The 17207-nt window shown below is 73.7% G+C and carries 18 protein-coding genes; 12 read left to right on the top strand and 6 right to left on the bottom strand.

All coding sequences use genetic code 11. The annotated features are described in order from the left end of the window. Window positions 1–13 precede the first annotated feature (13 nt). Entirely contained in the window at window positions 14–664 is a 651-nt protein-coding gene (locus OC439_RS12580; RefSeq protein WP_262013547.1) for a trimeric intracellular cation channel family protein, read from the top strand. Window positions 665–843: 179 nt separating this feature from the next. Then, entirely contained in the window at window positions 844–2577 is a 1734-nt protein-coding gene (locus OC439_RS12575) for a DEAD/DEAH box helicase (RefSeq protein WP_262013546.1), read from the top strand. Window positions 2578–2739: 162 nt separating this feature from the next. On the opposite strand, the gene OC439_RS12570 is transcribed toward OC439_RS12575, so the two are convergent. Both OC439_RS12570 and OC439_RS12565 read right to left on the bottom strand, forming a co-directional pair. After that, a complete protein-coding gene (locus OC439_RS12570; protein ID WP_262013545.1) occupies window positions 2740–2973 on the bottom strand; it encodes a hypothetical protein in 234 nt (77 codons plus the stop codon). A gap of 244 nt (window positions 2974–3217) precedes the next feature. Continuing rightward, window positions 3218–4819: an RNA polymerase sigma factor gene (locus OC439_RS12565; RefSeq protein ID WP_121684303.1), complete on the bottom strand. Its 1602-nt coding sequence runs from the start codon at window positions 4817–4819 to the stop codon at window positions 3218–3220. Between the two features lie 286 nt (window positions 4820–5105). Between OC439_RS12565 and OC439_RS12560 the strand changes: the two genes are divergently transcribed. Further along, a complete protein-coding gene (locus tag OC439_RS12560; RefSeq protein ID WP_262013544.1) occupies window positions 5106–5927 on the top strand; it encodes an inositol monophosphatase family protein in 822 nt (273 codons plus the stop codon). Window positions 5928–5997: 70 nt separating this feature from the next. Here the strand turns inward: OC439_RS12560 and OC439_RS12555 are convergent, their stop codons facing one another. After that, complete coding sequence (locus OC439_RS12555; RefSeq protein ID WP_262013654.1) at window positions 5998–6513, bottom strand: LytR C-terminal domain-containing protein; 516 nt, start codon at window positions 6511–6513, stop codon at window positions 5998–6000. Window positions 6514–6952: 439 nt separating this feature from the next. Between OC439_RS12555 and OC439_RS12550 the strand changes: the two genes are divergently transcribed. Both OC439_RS12550 and OC439_RS12545 read left to right on the top strand, forming a co-directional pair. Continuing rightward, the gene (locus OC439_RS12550; RefSeq protein WP_013284790.1) at window positions 6953–7249 is read left to right on the top strand and encodes a DUF4193 domain-containing protein; all 297 of its coding nucleotides are present in this window, start codon (window positions 6953–6955) and stop codon (window positions 7247–7249) included. A gap of 210 nt (window positions 7250–7459) precedes the next feature. Further along, window positions 7460–8194 (top strand): hypothetical protein, encoded by a 735-nt coding sequence (locus OC439_RS12545; protein ID WP_262013653.1) that lies wholly within the window; start codon window positions 7460–7462, stop codon window positions 8192–8194. Window positions 8195–8235: 41 nt separating this feature from the next. Here the strand turns inward: OC439_RS12545 and OC439_RS12540 are convergent, their stop codons facing one another. After that, entirely contained in the window at window positions 8236–8727 is a 492-nt protein-coding gene (locus OC439_RS12540) for a DUF3093 domain-containing protein (protein WP_194803000.1), read from the bottom strand. Between the two features lie 85 nt (window positions 8728–8812). Here OC439_RS12540 and dut point away from each other — a divergent pair, with 85 nt between their 5' ends. From dut to OC439_RS12520, 4 genes are all read left to right on the top strand, one after another. Beyond that, window positions 8813–9310, top strand: a complete 498-nt coding sequence (gene dut / locus OC439_RS12535) for a dUTP diphosphatase (RefSeq protein WP_181726802.1) — start codon at window positions 8813–8815, stop codon at window positions 9308–9310. Between the two features lie 25 nt (window positions 9311–9335). Next, window positions 9336–9956 (top strand): DUF3710 domain-containing protein, encoded by a 621-nt coding sequence (locus OC439_RS12530; protein ID WP_262013543.1) that lies wholly within the window; start codon window positions 9336–9338, stop codon window positions 9954–9956. Window positions 9957–10128: 172 nt separating this feature from the next. After that, window positions 10129–10509 (top strand): OB-fold nucleic acid binding domain-containing protein, encoded by a 381-nt coding sequence (locus OC439_RS12525; protein ID WP_013284795.1) that lies wholly within the window; start codon window positions 10129–10131, stop codon window positions 10507–10509. Next, window positions 10506–11186, top strand: coding sequence for a DUF3159 domain-containing protein (locus OC439_RS12520; protein WP_194803002.1), 681 nt, complete (start codon window positions 10506–10508; stop codon window positions 11184–11186). Before OC439_RS12525 ends, OC439_RS12520 begins: the two co-directional genes overlap by 4 nt. Before the next feature lie 7 nt (window positions 11187–11193). Here OC439_RS12520 and OC439_RS12515 read toward each other — a convergent pair whose 3' ends face one another. Continuing rightward, window positions 11194–11883 (bottom strand): potassium channel family protein, encoded by a 690-nt coding sequence (locus OC439_RS12515; protein WP_262013542.1) that lies wholly within the window; start codon window positions 11881–11883, stop codon window positions 11194–11196. Window positions 11884–11886: 3 nt separating this feature from the next. After that, window positions 11887–12552, bottom strand: a complete 666-nt coding sequence (locus OC439_RS12510) for a potassium channel family protein (RefSeq protein WP_262013541.1) — start codon at window positions 12550–12552, stop codon at window positions 11887–11889. A gap of 158 nt (window positions 12553–12710) precedes the next feature. Here OC439_RS12510 and OC439_RS12505 point away from each other — a divergent pair, with 158 nt between their 5' ends. From OC439_RS12505 to OC439_RS12495, 3 genes are read left to right on the top strand one after another with little or no spacing between them, the layout of a single operon-like run. Then, complete coding sequence (locus OC439_RS12505) at window positions 12711–14771, top strand: APC family permease (RefSeq protein WP_262013540.1); 2061 nt, start codon at window positions 12711–12713, stop codon at window positions 14769–14771. Further along, window positions 14768–16027 carry a class I SAM-dependent RNA methyltransferase gene (locus OC439_RS12500; protein ID WP_262013539.1) on the top strand — a complete coding sequence of 420 codons (1260 nt, stop codon included), beginning with the start codon at window positions 14768–14770 and terminating at the stop codon, window positions 16025–16027. The genes OC439_RS12505 and OC439_RS12500 overlap by 4 nt, the downstream gene beginning before the upstream one ends. A 9-nt stretch (window positions 16028–16036) precedes the next feature. After that, window positions 16037–17203 (top strand): anhydro-N-acetylmuramic acid kinase, encoded by a 1167-nt coding sequence (locus OC439_RS12495; protein ID WP_262013538.1) that lies wholly within the window; start codon window positions 16037–16039, stop codon window positions 17201–17203. Window positions 17204–17207: the final 4 nt, after the last annotated feature.

The raw sequence follows: 17207 nt of genomic DNA, 5'->3' as shown, positions 1-17207 counted from the left end.
GTAACCTGCGGCGGTGACCACCTCCACCGCCCTGCTTCTCGCCGACCTGACCGGCGTGGCGGTCTTCGCCGCCTCCGGCGCCTCCGCGGCGGTGGCGAAACGGCTCGACCTGTTCGGCGTGGTCTTCGTCGGCGTGGTCGCCGCGCTCGGCGGCGGCATCTTCCGCGACCTGGCCATCGACGAGGTGCCCCCACTGGCGTTCGCCGACTGGCGCTACGCCGCCACCGCGGCGGTCGTCGCCACGGCCGTGTTCTGGCTGCACCCCCAGCTCGCCCGGCTGCGCACCACGGTGCTGGTGCTCGACGCCGCCGGCCTCGGCCTGTTCACCGTCACCGGCACGCTCAAGGCCCTCGACGCCGCCGTGCCGGCGGTCGGCGCCTGCATGATCGGCATGCTCACCGCCATCGGCGGCGGTCTCGGCCGGGACCTGCTCACCGGCGAGATCCCGGTGGTGCTGCGCCGCGAGATCTACGCCCTCGCGGCGCTCGCTGGAGCGATCACTGTGGCGCTGCTGTCGGCGTGCGGACAGGCCACCGCCGTGCCGCTGACCGGCGCCGTGCTGCTCGTGTTCGGGCTGCGCCTGATCGCGCTGCGCCGGCGCTGGTCCGCCCCGGTGGCGACGATGCGGCCGCCACGCACCGGCACCCGGGGACCACTGACCTGACCCGCCCTGCGCCGGGACGGGCGGATGTGACAGGCGTGGCGTCGAGTGGGGCGTACGGCCCGCGCTGGTTATGCTGAACCGGCCTTCGCGGCACCGGATGCGCGAGGGCGTTTTCATGGGCGGCGGCTCCCGTGGCCCCGGTCGGGCCCGCCGCCGTCCGCGGCGGAGAGGAGCTACGCGTGCCACCGCGGATGCCGACGCTCGACACGTTCCCGCCCCTGCGCGCCTGGCAACGCAAGGCGCTCGTCGAATACCTGCGCCGCCGGACCGAGGACTTCACCGCGGTCGCCACGCCCGGCGCCGGCAAGACCACGTTCGCGCTGCGCATCGCCGCCGAGCTGCTCGCCGACGGCACCGTCGAGGCGGTGACCGTGGTCGCGCCGACCGAGCACCTGAAGACCCAGTGGGCACAGGCCGCCGCCCGGGTCGGCATCCAGCTCGACGCCGCGTTCCGCAACGCCGACCTGCACTCCGCCGCCGACTTCCACGGCGCGGTGGTCACCTACGCCCAGGTGGGCATGGCGCCGCAGGTGCACCGGCGGCGCACCATGACCCGGCGCACGCTCGTCATCCTGGACGAGATCCACCACGCCGGCGACTCGCGTACCTGGGGCGACGGCGTGAAGGCGGCCTTCGAGCCCGCGGTACGCCGGCTGATGCTCACCGGTACGCCGTTCCGCTCCGACGACAACCCGATCCCGTTCGTCAGCTACGAGCGCGGCGGCGACGGGCTGCTGCGCTCGCGCGCCGACTCGGTCTACGGCTACTCCGACGCGCTGCGCGAGGGCGTGGTCCGGCCGGTGCTGTTCCTGGCGTACTCGGGGGAGACCCGCTGGCGCACGAACGCCGGTGAGGAACTGGCCGCCCGCCTCGGCGAGCCGATGACGCAGGACCTGATCGCCCAGGCGTGGCGTACCGCGCTGGACCCGGCCGGCGACTGGATGCCGCAGGTGCTGCGCGCCGCCGACGCCCGGCTGAGCGTGCTGCGCGCCAACGGCATGCCTGATGCCGGCGGCCTGGTCATCGCCAGCGACCAGCAGGTGGCCCGCTCGTACGCGAAGCTGCTGGAGCAGGTGACCGGTGAGAAGGCCGCCGTGGTGCTCTCCGACGACCAGGGCGCGTCCGCGCGGATCGCGACGTTCGCCGCCTCCCAGCAGCGGTGGCTGGTCGCGGTGCGGATGGTGTCCGAGGGCGTCGACATCCCCCGGCTCGCCGTCGGCGTGTATGCGACGAGTGCCAGCACCCCGCTGTACTTCGCGCAGGCGATCGGCCGGTTCGTCCGGGCCCGCCGTTCCGGCGAGACCGCGTCGGTTTTCCTGCCCAGCGTGCCGCACCTGCTCGGGCTCGCCAGCGAGATGGAGGCCGAGCGGGACCACGTGCTCGGCAAGCCGAAGGACCGCGAGGGCTTCGACGACGACCTGCTGGAGCGCGCCCAGCGCGACGACGGCGCCAGCGGGGAGCTGGAGAAGCGTTTCGCGGCGCTCTCCGCGACCGCCGAGCTGGACCAGGTGATCTTCGACGGCGCCTCGTTCGGCACCGCCGCCCAGGCCGGCACGCCCGAGGAGGAGGAATACCTCGGTCTGCCCGGTCTGCTCACCGCCGACCAGGTCTCGCTGCTGCTGACGAAGCGGCAGGCCGAGCAGCTCGCCGCGCAGAAGCGCCGGGCCGCCCAGCGGACCGCTGAGCCGGCCGCTGCGGCCCCGGCGGCGGCGCCCCCACCGATGAGTGCCGCCCAGCGTCGGGTGGCGCTACGGCGGCAGCTGAACGCCCTGGTGGCCGCCCGCCACCACCACACCGGCCAGCCGCACGGGAAGATCCACGCCGAGCTGCGCCGGATCTGCGGCGGCCCGCCCAGCGCGCAGGCCACGATCGAGCAGCTCGAGGAGCGCATCGCCACCGTGCAGACCCTGTAAGGAAGGGCCCCCTGTTAACGCCTCCGGTAGAGCAGGGGCCCCTCCTTAACACCGGACGGCACCGCGCGGCATCAGGCGGCACCCGCACGAAAAACCGGCCGGAGGCTCCCCTTGCGGGTGCCTCCGGCCGGTCATGTCGGGTTGTGGACTTCTTGTCGGACCTCAGTTCGCCATCAGATCGGCGCCTCGCCAGCTGAACTCCGGGTCCGACGCGTAGCGCACGGTGATCTTGATCAGATCCTCCGCGTACTTGTTCGCGTGGTGCCCACAGAACACCAGCTCGCTCCCACCCGCCAGAGTGATCCGGAGCTTGCCGGCAGCATTGCAGCGGTCGCACCGTTCATCGGCGGCCGGGGGGCTCACCGTCTCGGGCGGCGGCGTGAGGGTCGGGGTCATCGCCTTCCTCCTCTGGTCGTCACCGATGAACACTCTCTTCGGTTGCTCACCTATCGTGCAACACCCATCTCGGGCCCTGCCTTCCCTGTGTGCCCGCGGGGGACCGAGGTCACACCTGGCGTGGAGGACAGTGTGCCGTGCACCAAGGGTGCCACGTCAACGATCACAAACAGGCAACCGAACGATCACCAAAGAGTGTTCTACGGTTGGTGATCAAACCGGCACGATTTGTTGACGTGCGCGGTCAGTCCAGGTAGTCGCGGAGCACCTGGGAACGCGAGGGGTGCCGCAACTTGGACATGGTCTTGGATTCGATCTGCCGGATGCGTTCCCGGGTCACGCCGTACACCTGGCCGATCTCGTCCAGGGTGCGCGGCTGGCCGTCGGTGAGGCCGAAACGCAGGCGCACCACGCCCGCCTCACGCTCGGACAGCGTCTGCAGGACCTGCTGGAGCTGGTCCTGCAGCAGCGAGAACGACACCGCGTCGACGGCGACGACCGCCTCGGAGTCCTCGATGAAGTCGCCGAGCTGGCTGTCACCCTCGTCGCCGATGGTCTGGTCGAGCGAGATGGGCTCCCGGGCGTACTGCTGGATCTCCAGCACCTTCTCCGGTGTGATGTCCATCTCCTTGGCCAGCTCCTCCGGGGTGGGCTCGCGGCCCAGGTCCTGGAGCAGCTCGCGCTGGATACGGCCGAGCTTGTTGATCACCTCGACCATGTGCACCGGGATGCGGATGGTGCGGGCCTGGTCGGCCATGGCGCGGGTGATGGCCTGGCGGATCCACCAGGTGGCGTAGGTGGAGAACTTGTAGCCCTTGGTGTAGTCGAACTTCTCGACGGCGCGGATGAGGCCGAGGTTGCCTTCCTGGATGAGGTCGAGGAAGGCCATGCCGCGGCCGGTGTAGCGCTTGGCCAGCGAGACCACCAGGCGGAGGTTGGCCTCCAGCAGGTGGTTCTTGGCGCGCTCGCCGTCCCGGGAGATCCACATCAGGTCGCGCTGGAGGTCGCGGACCAGCTTCTCCTCGCCCTCGTCGGCGGCGCGCAGCCGCTCGGCGGCGTAGAGGCCGGCCTCGATCCGCTTGGCCAGCTCGACCTCCTGCTCGGCGTTGAGCAGCGGCACCTTGCCGATCTGCTTCAGGTACGCCCGCACGGAGTCGGCGGAGGCGGTCAGCTCGGCGTCCCGGCGCGCCTGCTTGAGCGCCTCGGACTCCTCGTCGTCCCACTCGAAGTCGTTGTCGGTGGCGGAGCTGGCCGCGTCGGCCTCGGCGGCCTGGGTCAGCTCGGCCGGCTCCTCGACCACCACGTCCTCGATCTCGGCGGCCAGTTCCTCCGGGTCGATCTCACCGTCGGGGCCCTCGGCCTTGCCACCGGCCTTGGCCGGCTTGGCCGCGGCGGTCTTCGCCGCCACCGTGGCCTTGGTGGCGCGGGTCGCCTTGGTGGCCTTCGCCGGGGCCGCGGCCTTGGCCACGTCGGCGGTGGTGGCCTTGCGCGCGGTCGCCTTCCGGGGGGCCGGGGCGGGCGACTCGTCGGCGGCCGGAGCCTGCTTCGGGGCGGGCGCGGCGGCCTTCTTGGTGGTCTTGGCGGTGGTCGCGCGGGAGGCCGGGGTGGCGGACCGGGCGGCGGCGACGCGGCGGCGGGTGCTCGCCGAGCCGTCCACCACCACCGTCACGCCCGCCTCGGAGAGTGCGCGGAGGATCTTCTTGGCCTGGGCCGGGGTCACCTCAGCGGACTCGACGGTGCGCGCGAGCTGGGCCGACGTGAGCTGACCGCCGGCGCTCTGCGCGTGGGCGATCAGGGTGTCGGTGAGCGAGCGAACGTCGGCGCCGGTCTGGCGGGGATCTGTCACGAAGACCTTCCGGAGGCGAAAGAGCGAGCACGGCCGGGTCGTCCGGCGCAGCATGGGACGGCCGCGCCGGGCGAGTCGTTGAGGACCCCCGTGTCCCGGCCCGTCCGGTCGCTGGCGGTCCGTGGCGCGTGGGCAGGGTGAATTGTAACGCCGTCTGCCGCGATCATCCCGCGCCGCACGGCGGACCCGCGGTCCGGGACCGCAGATTCGGCGCAGATGTGGACTTTGTAAGGATGATACCCGCGCGCGAGACGGCCGGTCCCGATCGTGCGGGAAGGGGAGAAACATGATCACCTCGACGCCCACGGCGCGGGAGTTGCTCACGATCGCTGTCGACGTGGCCCGGGAGGCAGCCGCCACCGCGTACCGGATGCGGGTCGAGGGTGTCTCGGTGGCCGCGACCAAGAGCACGGTGACCGACGTGGTCACGGCCGCCGACCGGGCGGTGGAGCGGCAGGTGGTCGCCGCGCTGCGGCAGCGGCGGCCCGGCGACGCGGTGCTGGGCGAGGAGTACGGCGCGGGGGAGACCGGCCCGGCCGGCGACGACGGCGTGCGCTGGATCCTCGATCCGATCGACGGAACCGTGAACTACCTGTACGGGCTGCCCTACTGCGCCGTCTCGCTGGCCGCCGAGGTGGCCGGTGAGGTGGTCGCCGGGGTGGTCCGCAACGTCGTCACCGGCGAGGAGTGGACCGCGACGCTCGGCGGCGGCGCGTGGCGCGACGGGCAGCGGCTGCAGGGTTCCACCGCGACCGACCTCGGGCAGGCGCTCGTCGCCACCGGGTTCGGCTACGACGCCGGCCGCCGGGCGCACCAGGCGCGGGTGGTGACCGAGCTGATCCCGCACATCCGGGACATCCGCCGGATGGGCGCCGCCGCGCTCGATCTCTGCCTGGCCGCCGAGGGGCGGGTGGACGCGTACTACGAGAAGGGGCTGGCCGACTGGGACCTGGCCGCCGGCGGGCTGGTCGCCCGGGAGGCCGGGCTGCTGGTGACCGGCCTGACCGGCCGCCCGGCCGGACCGGACATGGTGCTCGCCGCGCCGCCGGCGCTGCACGGGCCGCTGCACGACCGGCTGGCCGACCTGGACGCCTCCGGCGGGCCGTGACCGGCGCCGGACACGCGACGGGGCGGCCTCCCCGGAGGGAGACCGCCCCGCGTCGCCGGGCCGCCGTCGGCTACTTCTCGATCGGCATCGGGCAGGTCTCGGGCGGCGCCTGCGGCGCGCCCAGGTCGCCGAGCGACTGGTTGACCTCGGTAGTGGTGGCGAGCTGCTGGAACTGGTTGCCCAGTACCACGTCGACCACGTCGTCCTTGCGGTTCGCGTCGAAAGCCTGGTTGGCCTCGTTGAGGAAGTACGCCCGCAGCAGGTGTGCCGAGCCCACGGCCTTGGGCCCGAACCGGAGCTCGGCCACGCCGTCGAACGCCTTCTTCTCGTTGCCGACCTTCTTGACCTGGAACTTGCGGTTGCGGAAGTCGTCCGCGACGCTGCCGGCCCGGCCGGCCTCGTCGGTGGCGTTGTAGACGTTGATCTTGACGTCCTTCTGCTCCCGCAGCCGCAGGTCGACCAGCGGCCAGCCGTCCGGGCAGGCGGCCGCCGTACCGGCTGTGCCCTGACTGTCCTTCAGCACGGCGACGACCACGACGACCAGGGCGACAGCCGCCAGCAGTCCGACGACAACGAGTGCTCGCACTCGCGCAAAACTCATCCTGGGCGCTCCCCGGACAGTGATTGGGTGGTGGCGGGCGACGCGGTCGGGCCGCGACCGGTCGGCCGTCCAGTACGCCGCTGAGGTTAACGCTTGTCCGGCTCAGGCGTGGAAACAGTCCGACATACCGGCGCGCCGGGCGGTGAACCGGTAGGACTACCCCTATCTTCGTGTCGCCTGAGTCACATTGGGAACAACTTCGGGCGCAGAGGCGTACATCTCTCCCGCAAGGGCGGTATACATGCCTCGCCCACAGGGGGGGTAAGGTTCCGCGCTCACCGGGGGCATTTCGCACCGGCGGGCCCGGCCCACCGCTCGTCGGGTCGGGTGCCCGACAGAGATGGTGGCCGGTCAGGGGAACCGAAACGGCGTCGTCCGGCGTTACAACCGGCAGCGACAATATCGATATTGGAGAGTGAAACCGATGGCCACCGACTACGACGCCCCGCGTCGCGACGAGGTCGACCTCGGCGAGGACAGCCTGGAAGAGCTCAAGGCCCGGCGGGTCGACTCACAGTCGGGCGCCGTGGACGTCGACGAGGCCGAGGTGGCCGAGAGCTTCGAGCTGCCCGGCGCCGATCTGGCCGACGAGGAGCTCACGGTCAAGGTCCTCCCGATGCAGCAGGACGAGTTCCGGTGCGCCCGCTGCTTCCTGGTCCACCACCGCAGCCAGCTGGCGGTCGAGCGCAACGGCGACCTGATCTGCCGCGAGTGCGTCTGATCCCGACCGGGGACACCAGCGGCGGCCTCCTCGACGGGGCCGCCGCTGTTCGAGCCGCCGCCGTGCGCGCGTGGCCGGGAGCTGCTTGACTCGTACGGGCGGCTGCCACGCCGCGCGGAGCAGGAGGGCGGACGGGTGAGCGAGCGCAGCGAACAAGCCGGCCCGGACACGCCCGGCCCGGAGGTACCCGGCCCGGACAGCCCGGACACCGTGGAGCTGGGCGCCACCGTCGCCGCCCTGACCGCCGACGACATCGCGCCCGCCCGCCGGCGGCAACTGCTCACCCGGCTGGTCGGGCAGGCCCGCGCCCGCGGGATCAGCGACCTGTTCAAGCCCCGTGCCGCGGTGCGCTGGATGACCGACACGGTCGCCGAGGTCGCACCGCACGTGCCGATCCGTGACCTCGCCACGCTGCGGCGGCACTTCCCCGGCCTGGACGACGAGGCGCTCGCCGACCGGCTGGTCCGCAACGCGTCCCGCGCCACCGCCGGGGTCGGCGCCGCGGGCGGCGGGGTCGCCGCCGTCGAGTGGGCGGTGACGCCCACCCTGCTCTCCGCACCCGTGCTGCTGGCCGCCGAGACGGTGGCCGTGGTGGCGATCGAGCTGAAGCTGATCGGCGAGCTGCACGAGGTCCACCGGGTGGCGCTGCCGGCCGGCGGCACCGGCCGTGCCGTGGCGCTCGTGCAGTCCTGGGCCACCCAGCGGGGGATCAACCCGATGATGCCCGGTGTCGGGGTCAGCGCGGTGCTCGGCACCGCCGCCCGCCGCGAACTACGCGACAGCCTGATGCGTCGCTTCGGGCGCAACCTCACCACGCTCGGGCCGTTCCTGACCGGCGCCGCCGTGGCCGGCTACCTCAACCGCCGGGCCACCCGCGCGCTCGGCGAGCAGCTGCGCAAGGACCTGCGGCGTACCGCGCGGGCCCTCCCGGACAAGCCGTCCTGACCGGCTGCGCCGAGCCTCGGCGGCAGCGCCGGGCCGGGCCGTCAGGCCGCGTCGCGGGCGGCCAGCAGGGCGGTCGCCAGCTGGACCGGATGCCGGGTGCTGACCACCCAGAACGGGGTCGGGTCGGCCGGGTCGTCCAGCACCACCTGCACCGCGCCGCCGATCCACGGCCGCTGCACCACGAAGGCCAGCGGGTCGGAGCCGACACCGAGCACCTCGCGCCGGCCGGCCGCGTCCAGCGGCACCACGTCCGCGACGTACCGCACCGGCAGGTGGGCGTCGTCCACCCGCAGCTCGCCGTCACGTACCTCGACCCGGATCCGGCCCAGCCACCACAGGCCGGCCACGGCGGCGGGGATCAGCAGGACGAACGGCAGCCACGCGCGTACCCCGGTCGCGCCCATCCACAGCTCGACCGCGAGCAGGACGGCCGCGGCCAGCCCGGCCGGCCAGGCCCACCAGGGCAGCCCGAGGCGCTCCGCGTACGGCGCGGCGGTGGCCGTCGGGGCGGCCGGAGATGACGACTGACGCACACAGACGAGGGTACGGCGCGCGGGCGGCCCGGCAACCGGCAGGATGGCAGGGGCACCCCGCAGGACCGGACGGAAGAGGATGACCGTGACAGACGTCGTACCCGTGCCCGTGCGGCTGCTCGACCCGGAGCTGCCACTGCCGGCGTACGCCCATCCCGGCGACGCCGGGGCGGACCTGGTGGCCGCCGCGGACGTCGAGCTGCCCCCCGGCGGCCGGGCCCTGGTCCCCACCGGCGTGGCGGTGGCGCTGCCGGACGGCTACGTCGGGCTGGTGCACCCCAGATCCGGACTCGCGGCCAGACTCGGCGTGACGGTGCTCAACGCGCCCGGTACGGTCGACGCCGGCTACCGGGGTGAGATCCTGGTCAACCTGATCAACCACGACCGGGACACACCGGCCAGGATCAGCCGGGGTGACCGCATCGCGCAGCTCGTGGTCCAGCGGGTCGCCCGGGCCGAGTTCCGGCCGGTGGCCGAGCTGCCCGGGTCCCGGCGTGGCACCGGCGGGCACGGATCCACCGGCGGGCACGCCGGGCTGGTCCCGGCGCCGTCCGGCGGGCAGAGCGAAGAGGTGGCAGGGTGAGTGTGAACAGCGGAGGGTGGGCGCAGTGATCTTCTCCCGGAAGCGGGCCGACGAGGCGCGTGACAATGGGGTCCTCGACGCCGAGGAGACCCCGTCGGCGCCGGACCGCGGCCCGTACGACGTCAGCGAGGCGCCGGACGCGCCTCGCCTCGACCTGGGCAGCCTGCAGATCCCGGCGGTGCCGGACGTCGAGGTGCGGGTCCAGGCCGACCCGCAGGGCGTGATCCAGCAGGTCGTGCTCGTGCACGGGCAGAACGCGCTCCAGCTCGGCGTTTTCGCCGCGCCCCGGTCCGAGGGCATCTGGGACGAGGTGCGCGAGGAGATCCGCCAGTCGCTCGTGAACGACGGCGCGACCGCCCGGGAGGTCGAGGGCGAGCACGGGCCCGAGCTGCGCGCCCGCGTGGTTACCCCGGACGGGCCGACCGACCTGCGGTTCGTCGGCATCGACGGCCCGCGCTGGATGGTGCGCGGCGTCTTCCAGGGCGCGGCCGCCACCGACCCGGCCGCCGCCGGCCCGCTCGCGGCCTGCCTGGACGGCCTGGTCGTCGACCGCGGCCAGGAGGCCAAGCCGGTGCGCGAGCCGCTGCCGCTGCGGCTGCCCCGCGAGGTCGCCGAGCAGCAGGCCGCCGACCAGCAGGAGGTCTGAGCCACACGTGCCCGGGCCCGGCGCCGATCGGCGCCGGGCCCGCGCCGTGTCCGGTTCGCCGGCGGCGCTACGCGCGACACGCCGCTCCCGCCGGCGGGCCACACCGGCGTACGCTGGCGGGACGGTTCCGCCGCCCGCGGGGCCCCGCTGTGGAGAGGGTGACGCGGAGGTCATGACGACCGACGAGAGCCGGGGGTCGCTGCGGCGGCTCCTGCACCGGCTCACCGCGAGCGAGGCCGAGATCGAGGCGCAGGAGCTGCGCCGGGAGAGCGCCGAGTCCGGCGGCACGCCCGCCCACCAGTGCAACAGGGGTCAGGTGGTGTCGGTGGCCGGAAGGCTGCGTACCGTCGTCTACACGCCCCGCACGAACCTGCCCACGCTGGAGGCCGACCTCTACGACGGCAACGACGTGGTGACGCTGGTCTGGCTGGGCCGCCGGCACATCGCCGGGATCGAGCCGGGCCGGCACCTGACCGCGCGCGGCCGGGTGGCGGTGCGTGACGACCGCAAGGTGATCTACAACCCGTACTACGAGCTGGAGTCGCCGAAGTGACGACCGGACAGCAGCACACCCCGTCGGGCCTCGGCCCGCAGGACGAGGAGCGGCTGCCCAGCCTCGCCGAGCAGATGGCCGACCAGCTCGGCGGATGGCGCGGGCTGGTCGAGTCGAGCATCCCGGTGGTGGTCTTCGTGATCGCCAACGTGATCGGCGAGCTGCGCCCCGCCGTGTACGCCTCGGTGGCGGTGGCGCTGCTGATCGCCGGGCTGCGGCTGGCCCAGCGCAAGCCGGTGCGGCACGCCGTCAACGGGCTGTTCGGCGTCGGCATCGGCGCGCTGCTGGCGCTGCGCACCGGCGATGAGCGCGACTTCTACCTGCCGGGCATCCTCTACGGCATCGGGTACGGCCTGGCGCTGCTGCTGTCGGCCGCGATCCGGCAGCCGCTGGTCGGCTGGATCTGGTCGGTGCTGGTCGCCAAGGGCCGCTCCGAGTGGCGCGACGACCCCAAGCTGGTCCGCACCTTCACCCAGCTCACCGTGCTCTGGGGCGTGGTGTGGCTGGCCAAGGTCGGCGTACAGGCCGGGCTCTACCTGGCCCACCAGGACACCGCGCTCGGCGTGGCCCGGCTCGCCCTGGGCTACCCGCCGTACGCGCTGCTGCTGCTGATCACGGTGTGGGTGGTGCGCCGGGTCACCCGGGAGACCGCACCCACCCCGCTACCCGGCTCCTGACCCCGCCTCAGGCGCGGTCGCGGTGCCGGTCCGCGCTGGCCGGGCCGAGGATCACCGCGCGCACGTCGTCCTCCACCGCCGCGGTGCAGACGAACACCAGCTCGTCGCCGGCCTCGATCGGGTCGTCCGGGGTGGGCACCAGCACCCGCTTGCCGCGCACGATCGCCACCAGCGCCGCGTCCCGGGGGATCGGCACCGCGTGGATCGGCTGCCCCACGTAGGGCGCTGTCGGCGGCAGCGTGATCTCGACCAGGTTCGCCTCGCCCTGACGGAACGTCATCAGCCGGACCAGGTCGCCGACGGTGACCGCCTCCTCGACCAGCGCCGCCATCACCCGCGGCTTGCTCACCGCGACGTCCACGCCCCACTGCTCGGTGAACAGCCACTCGTTCTCCGCCCGGTTGACCCGGGCGACCACGCGGGGCACCGCGAACTCGGTCTTGGCCAGCAGCGACACCACCAGGTTGACCTTGTCGTCGCCGGTGGCGGCCACGACCACGTCGCACCCGGCCACGTCGGCCTCCTCCAGGCTGGCCAGCTCGCACGCGTCGGCGAGCACCCAGTCGGCGGCCGGCACCCGGTCGGGCCGCAGCATCTTCGGCTGCCGCTCGATCAGCATCACCTGGTGGCCGTTGTCGATCAGCTCCTGGGCGATCGAGCGGCCCACGTTGCCGGCGCCGGCGATGGCGATCCGCATGGCTCAGTGCCCCCCTTCCGGCGGCGCCGCCGCCACCGACGTGACCGGGCCGTTGATGTCGTCGGTCACCAGCATGTAGACCTGATCGCCCTCCTGGATCACCGTGGAGGCGGTGGGCAGGGTGCCGATCCCGAACCGGTTCAGGTAGGCCACCCGGGCACCGACGGCCTGCTCCAGCTGCCGCAGCGGCCGGCCGATCCATTCCTTGTGCACCGGCACCTCGATGATCGAGACGGTGCTCGTCGGGTCGCGGAAGATCTCCACGTTGCCCTCGGGGACCAGGTGGCGCAGCATCCGGTCGGCGGTCCACCGGACGGTCGCCACGGTCGGGATGCCGAGCCGCTCGTAGACCTGGGCGCGGCGCTGGTCGTAGATGCGGGCCGCGACCCGGGACACGCCGAACGTCTCCCGCGCCAGCCGAGCCGAGATGATGTTGGAGTTGTCGCCGCTGGACACCGCCGCGAACGCGTCGGCCCGCTCGATGCCGGCCTGGCGCAGCACCTCGCCGTCGAAGCCCGCACCGGTGACCGTGATGCCGGCGAAGTCCGGCCCGAGACGGCGGAACGCGTCCGCGTCCTGGTCGATCACCGCCACCGAGTGCCCACGCGACTCCAGGCTGTGGGCCAGGGTCGATCCGACCCGGCCGCAGCCCATGATCACCACATGCACGGTGTCCGCTCCTCCCACGGCGCCGCCCGCCGACCCGTCGCCTGCGAGCCTGCCACGTCCCCCCACGGGACGGGGGACCGAACCGTACCGCGCGGCCGCACGCGGGGGAGATCGACCACCCCCGCGCCCCGGACCCGGTGGTCGTACGCTTGGCGGTTGTGGCCCGACCCACCTCGCTGCTGAAGCGACTCCTCCTCGGTCGACCGTTCCGGTCCGACCGCCTCCAGCACACCCTGCTGCCGAAGCGCATCGCGCTGCCGGTCTTCGCCTCGGATGCGCTCTCCAGCGTGGCGTACGCCCCGGACGAGATCCTCCTGACGCTGTCCATCGCCGGTGCCTCGGCGTTCTTCTTCTCGCCGTGGGTGGCGCTCGCGGTCGTCGTGGTCATGCTGACCGTGGTGGCGAGCTACCGGCAGAACGTGCACGCCTACCCCTCCGGCGGCGGCGACTACGAGGTGGCGACGGTCAACCTCGGTCCCAAGGCCGGCCTGGCGGTGGCGAGCGCGCTGCTCGTCGACTACGTGCTCACGGTCGCCGTCTCGGTCTCCTCCGGCGTGGCGAACCTCGGCTCGGTGGTGCCGTTCGTGGCGACCCACAAGGTGCTCATCGCGGTCAGCGCGGTGGTGCTGCTCACCGCGATCAACCTGCGCGGCCTGCGCGAGTCCGGCACCGCCTTCGCCATCCCCACGTACGGCTTCGTGATCGTGATCGGCGGCATGCTGCTGACCGGGCTGGTCCGCATCTTCGTGCTCGGCGACGACCTGCGCGCGCCGAGCGCCGGCCTGGAGATCCAGGCCGAGCACAGCGTCACCGGGTTCGCGCTGGTGTTCCTGCTGCTGCGCACGTTCTCCTCCGGCTGCGCCGCGCTCACCGGCGTGGAGGCGATCTCCAACGGCGTACCGGCGTTCAAGAGCCCGAAGTCGAAGAACGCGGCGACCACGCTGCTGCTGCTCGGCGGCATCGCGGTGGCGATGCTGGTCGGCATCATCTGGCTGGCCCGCCTCACCGGCCTGCAGTTCGTCGAGGACCCGGGCAGGCAGATCGTCTCCGGCCCGGACGGGTACGTGCAGAAGACGGTCACCACCCAGCTCGGCGAGACCGTGTTCGGCGGCGGCTCGGTGCTGCTCTACGTGGTCGCCGGGATGACCGCGCTGATCCTGTTCCTGGCCGCCAACACCGCCTTCAACGGCTTCCCGGTGCTCGGCTCGATCCTCGCGCAGGACCGCTACCTGCCCCGCCAGCTGCACACCCGGGGCGACCGGCTGGCGTTCTCCAACGGCATCCTCTTCCTGGCCGTCTTCGCGATCGTGCTGATCGTCGGTTTCCAGGCCGAGGTGACGAAGCTCATCCAGCTCTACATCGTCGGGGTGTTCGTCTCGTTCACGCTCTCCCAGGCCGGCATGATCCGGCACTGGAACCGGCACCTGCGCCGCGAGCGCGACCCGGAGGCGCGCCGGCGGATGATCCGCTCCCGGGCGATCAACACGTTCGGCATGGTCATGACCGGCGTCGTGCTGATCATCGTGCTGGCCACGAAGTTCCTGCTCGGGGCGTGGATCGCGATCGTCGCGATGGCCGTGATGTACGTGGTGATGCTCGGCATCCGCCGCCACTACGACCGGATCGCCGAGGAACTGGAACCGACCGAGCAGCGCGGCGTCCTGCCCGCCCGCAACCACGCCATCGTGCTGGTCAGCAAGCTGCACAAGCCGACGCTGCGGGCCGTCGCGTACGCCCGGGCCACCCGGCCGGACACGCTCACCGCCGTCACCGTGAACGTGGACGAGCAGGACACCCGCGATCTCCAGGCCGACTGGGAGCGCCGCGAGCTGCCGGTGCCGCTCACCGTGATCGACTCCCCGTACCGGGAGATCACCCGCCCGATCCTCAACTTCGTCGCGTCGGTGCGCCGGGAGTCGCCGCGCGACGTGGTCACCGTCTTCATCCCCGAGTACGTGGTGGGCCGCTGGTGGGAGAACCTTCTGCACAACCAGAGCGCGCTGCGGCTCAAGGGGCGGCTGCTGTTCGAGCCGGGCGTGATGGTGACCAGCGTGCCGTGGCAGCTCGCGTCCACCGCCAGCAAGAACCTGGACCGGCTGGACGCCACGCTGAGCCGGGGACCGGCGCGTGGCCCCCGGGTGGCGCCGCAGAGCACGCTGCCGCCGCCGGTGGCGTCCACGCCGTCCGCGCCCTCTGCCGAACGGGAGGAGCGGTCGTGAGCGCCGACGAGCGTCCCGTTCCTGTGCCGGCGGCGCAGCGGCCCGGGCTGGAGGAGGCCGAGCGGGTCGAGCTGACAGTCGACGCGGTCGCGCCGGGCGGGCACTGCGTGGCCCGCGTCGGCGGCCAGGTGGTCTTCGTCCGGCACGCGCTGCCCGGCGAGCGGGTGATCGCCGAGGTGACCGAGCTGCACCGGGGCTTCGCCCGCGCCGACGCGGTGGAGATCCTGGACGCCTCGCCGGACCGGGTCACCCCGCCGTGCCCGTACGCCCGGCCGGGCCGGTGCGGCGGCTGCGACCTCCAGCACGTCGCCCCGGCCGCCCAGCTCGACTGGAAGCTCTCCGTGGTGCGCGAGCAGCTCACCCGGCTGGGCGGCCTCACCGCGGAGCAGATCGACGCGCTCGGCGTCCACGTCGAGGCGCTGCCCGGCGGGCCGCTGGGCTGGCGCTCCCGGGTCCGCTACGCGGTCGACGCGGCCGGGCGGGCCGGGCTGCTCAAGCACCGCTCGCACGAGGTCGTGCCGATCGACAGGTGCCTGATCGCGCACCCGGCGATCCAGGACCTGCCGGTGCTCCCGCCCACCGGTGCCCGCTGGCCCGACGCCGACGCGGTGGAGACGGTCGCCAGCACCGGCGGGGACGTCGCCGTGGTCGCGTACACCGATGGGGTTCCGACGGCGGTGAGCGGGCCGGAGCGGGTCCGGGAGACGGCGGCCGGGCGGTCCTTCACGCTGCCCGCCTCCGGGTTCTGGCAGGTGCACCCGGCCGCGGCGGACGCGCTGACCGGCGCGGTCCTCGACCTGCTCGACCCGCAGCCGGGCGAGACGGCCTGGGACCTGTACGGCGGGGCCGGCCTGTTCGCCGCCGCGCTCGCCGAACGGGTCGACGGGGCCCGGGTGACGCTCGTCGAGTCGGCGCCGGACGGGGTGGCCGCGGCCCGGCAGAACCTGGCCGACCTGCGCGCCGTCGAGGTGGTCGCCGCGCGGGTGGAGGCGGCGCTGTCCCGGCGCCGGATCACCGGACCGGTCGACCTGGTGGTGCTCGACCCGCCGCGCTCCGGCGCGGGCGCGCCGGTGGTGCGTGCGGTGGCGGGCGCCGGGCCGCGCGCTGTCGCCTACGTGGCCTGCGACCCGGCCGCGTTCGCCCGGGACGTGCGCACGTTCACCGAGGCGGGCTGGCGGCTGGCCGCGCTGCGCGGCTTCGACCTGTTCCCGATGACCCAGCACGTGGAGCTGGTGGGCCTGTTCCTGCCTGGCTAGCCTGACCCGATGAAGATCGTCGGGCTGATGTCGGGCACGTCCTACGACGGGGTGGACGTGGTGGCCGCCGAGTTCACCGCCGACGGCGACACGCTGCGGCTGCGGCCGCTCGGGCACCGGGAACTGGCGTACCCGGACGACCTGCGGGCCGAGATCGGCGCGCTGCTGCCCCCGGCGGCCACCACGATCGAGGCGGTCTGCCGGCTGGACAACCGGCTCGGCGAGGTGTTCGCCGAGGCGGCCGCGGCCGGCGTCGAGCTGGCCGGGGGCACCGCCGACGCGGTCGTGTCGCCCGGGCAGACGGTCTTCCACTGGGTCGAGGACGGCCGGGTGCGCGGCACCCTCCAGCTCGGCGCGCCGGCCCGGGTGGCCGCCCGGGTGGGCGTACCGGTGCTGCACGACCTGCGCTCGGCGGACGTCGCCGCCGGCGGCCAGGGTGCGCCGCTGGTCCCGGCGTTCGACGCGCTGCTGCTCGACCCGGCCGCTGGTGCTGCACCCCGCGCCGCGTTGAACCTCGGCGGGATCGCGAACCTCACCGTGGTCGCGCCCGGCACGCCGGTCCTCGGGTACGACGTGGGCCCGGCCAACGCGCTGCTGGACGCCGCCGCCCGGCGGTTCCTGGACCGGCCCTGCGACGTCGACGGGGCCCGCGCCGCGGCCGGGCGGGTGCACGAGGCGCTGCTGGCCCGGCTGCTCGCCGAGCCGTACTACGCCGCGCCGCCGCCCAAGTCGACGGGTAAGGAGCTGTTCCACGGCGGCTACCTGGACGCCGCGCTGAGCGGGCTGGGCGAGCCGGTGGCCGCCGACGACGTGCTGGCCACGCTCACCGAGCTGACCGCCCGCACGGTGGCCGACGCCTGCGACCGGCACCGGGTCACCGAGGTGGTGGCCGCCGGCGGGGGAGTGCGCAATCCCACACTCCGGGCGCGGCTGGCCGCGCTGGGCGCGGGACGCTGGCGGCTGCGCACCACCGACGAGCTGGGCGTACCGGCCCAGGCCAAGGAGGCGTACGCGTTCGCGCTGCTCGGCTGGCTGTCCCGGCACGGGCTGCCAGGCGCGGTGCCCTCGGTGACCGGGGCGTCCCGGGCCGCCGTGCTCGGCTCCTGGACGCCGGCGGGCCCGTCCGCCACAGCACCCCGCCCACCCGCGCCCCGGCGGCTGGTGGTCGACGCCTGACCTG

The sequence above is a fragment of the Micromonospora sp. Mcm103 genome (assembly GCF_024519755.1).
Taxonomy (GTDB): Bacteria; Actinomycetota; Actinomycetes; order Mycobacteriales; family Micromonosporaceae; genus Micromonospora; species Micromonospora aurantiaca.
The sequence above is the reverse complement of the archived record's forward strand: the minus strand, read 5'-3'. Positions and strand labels throughout refer to the sequence as shown.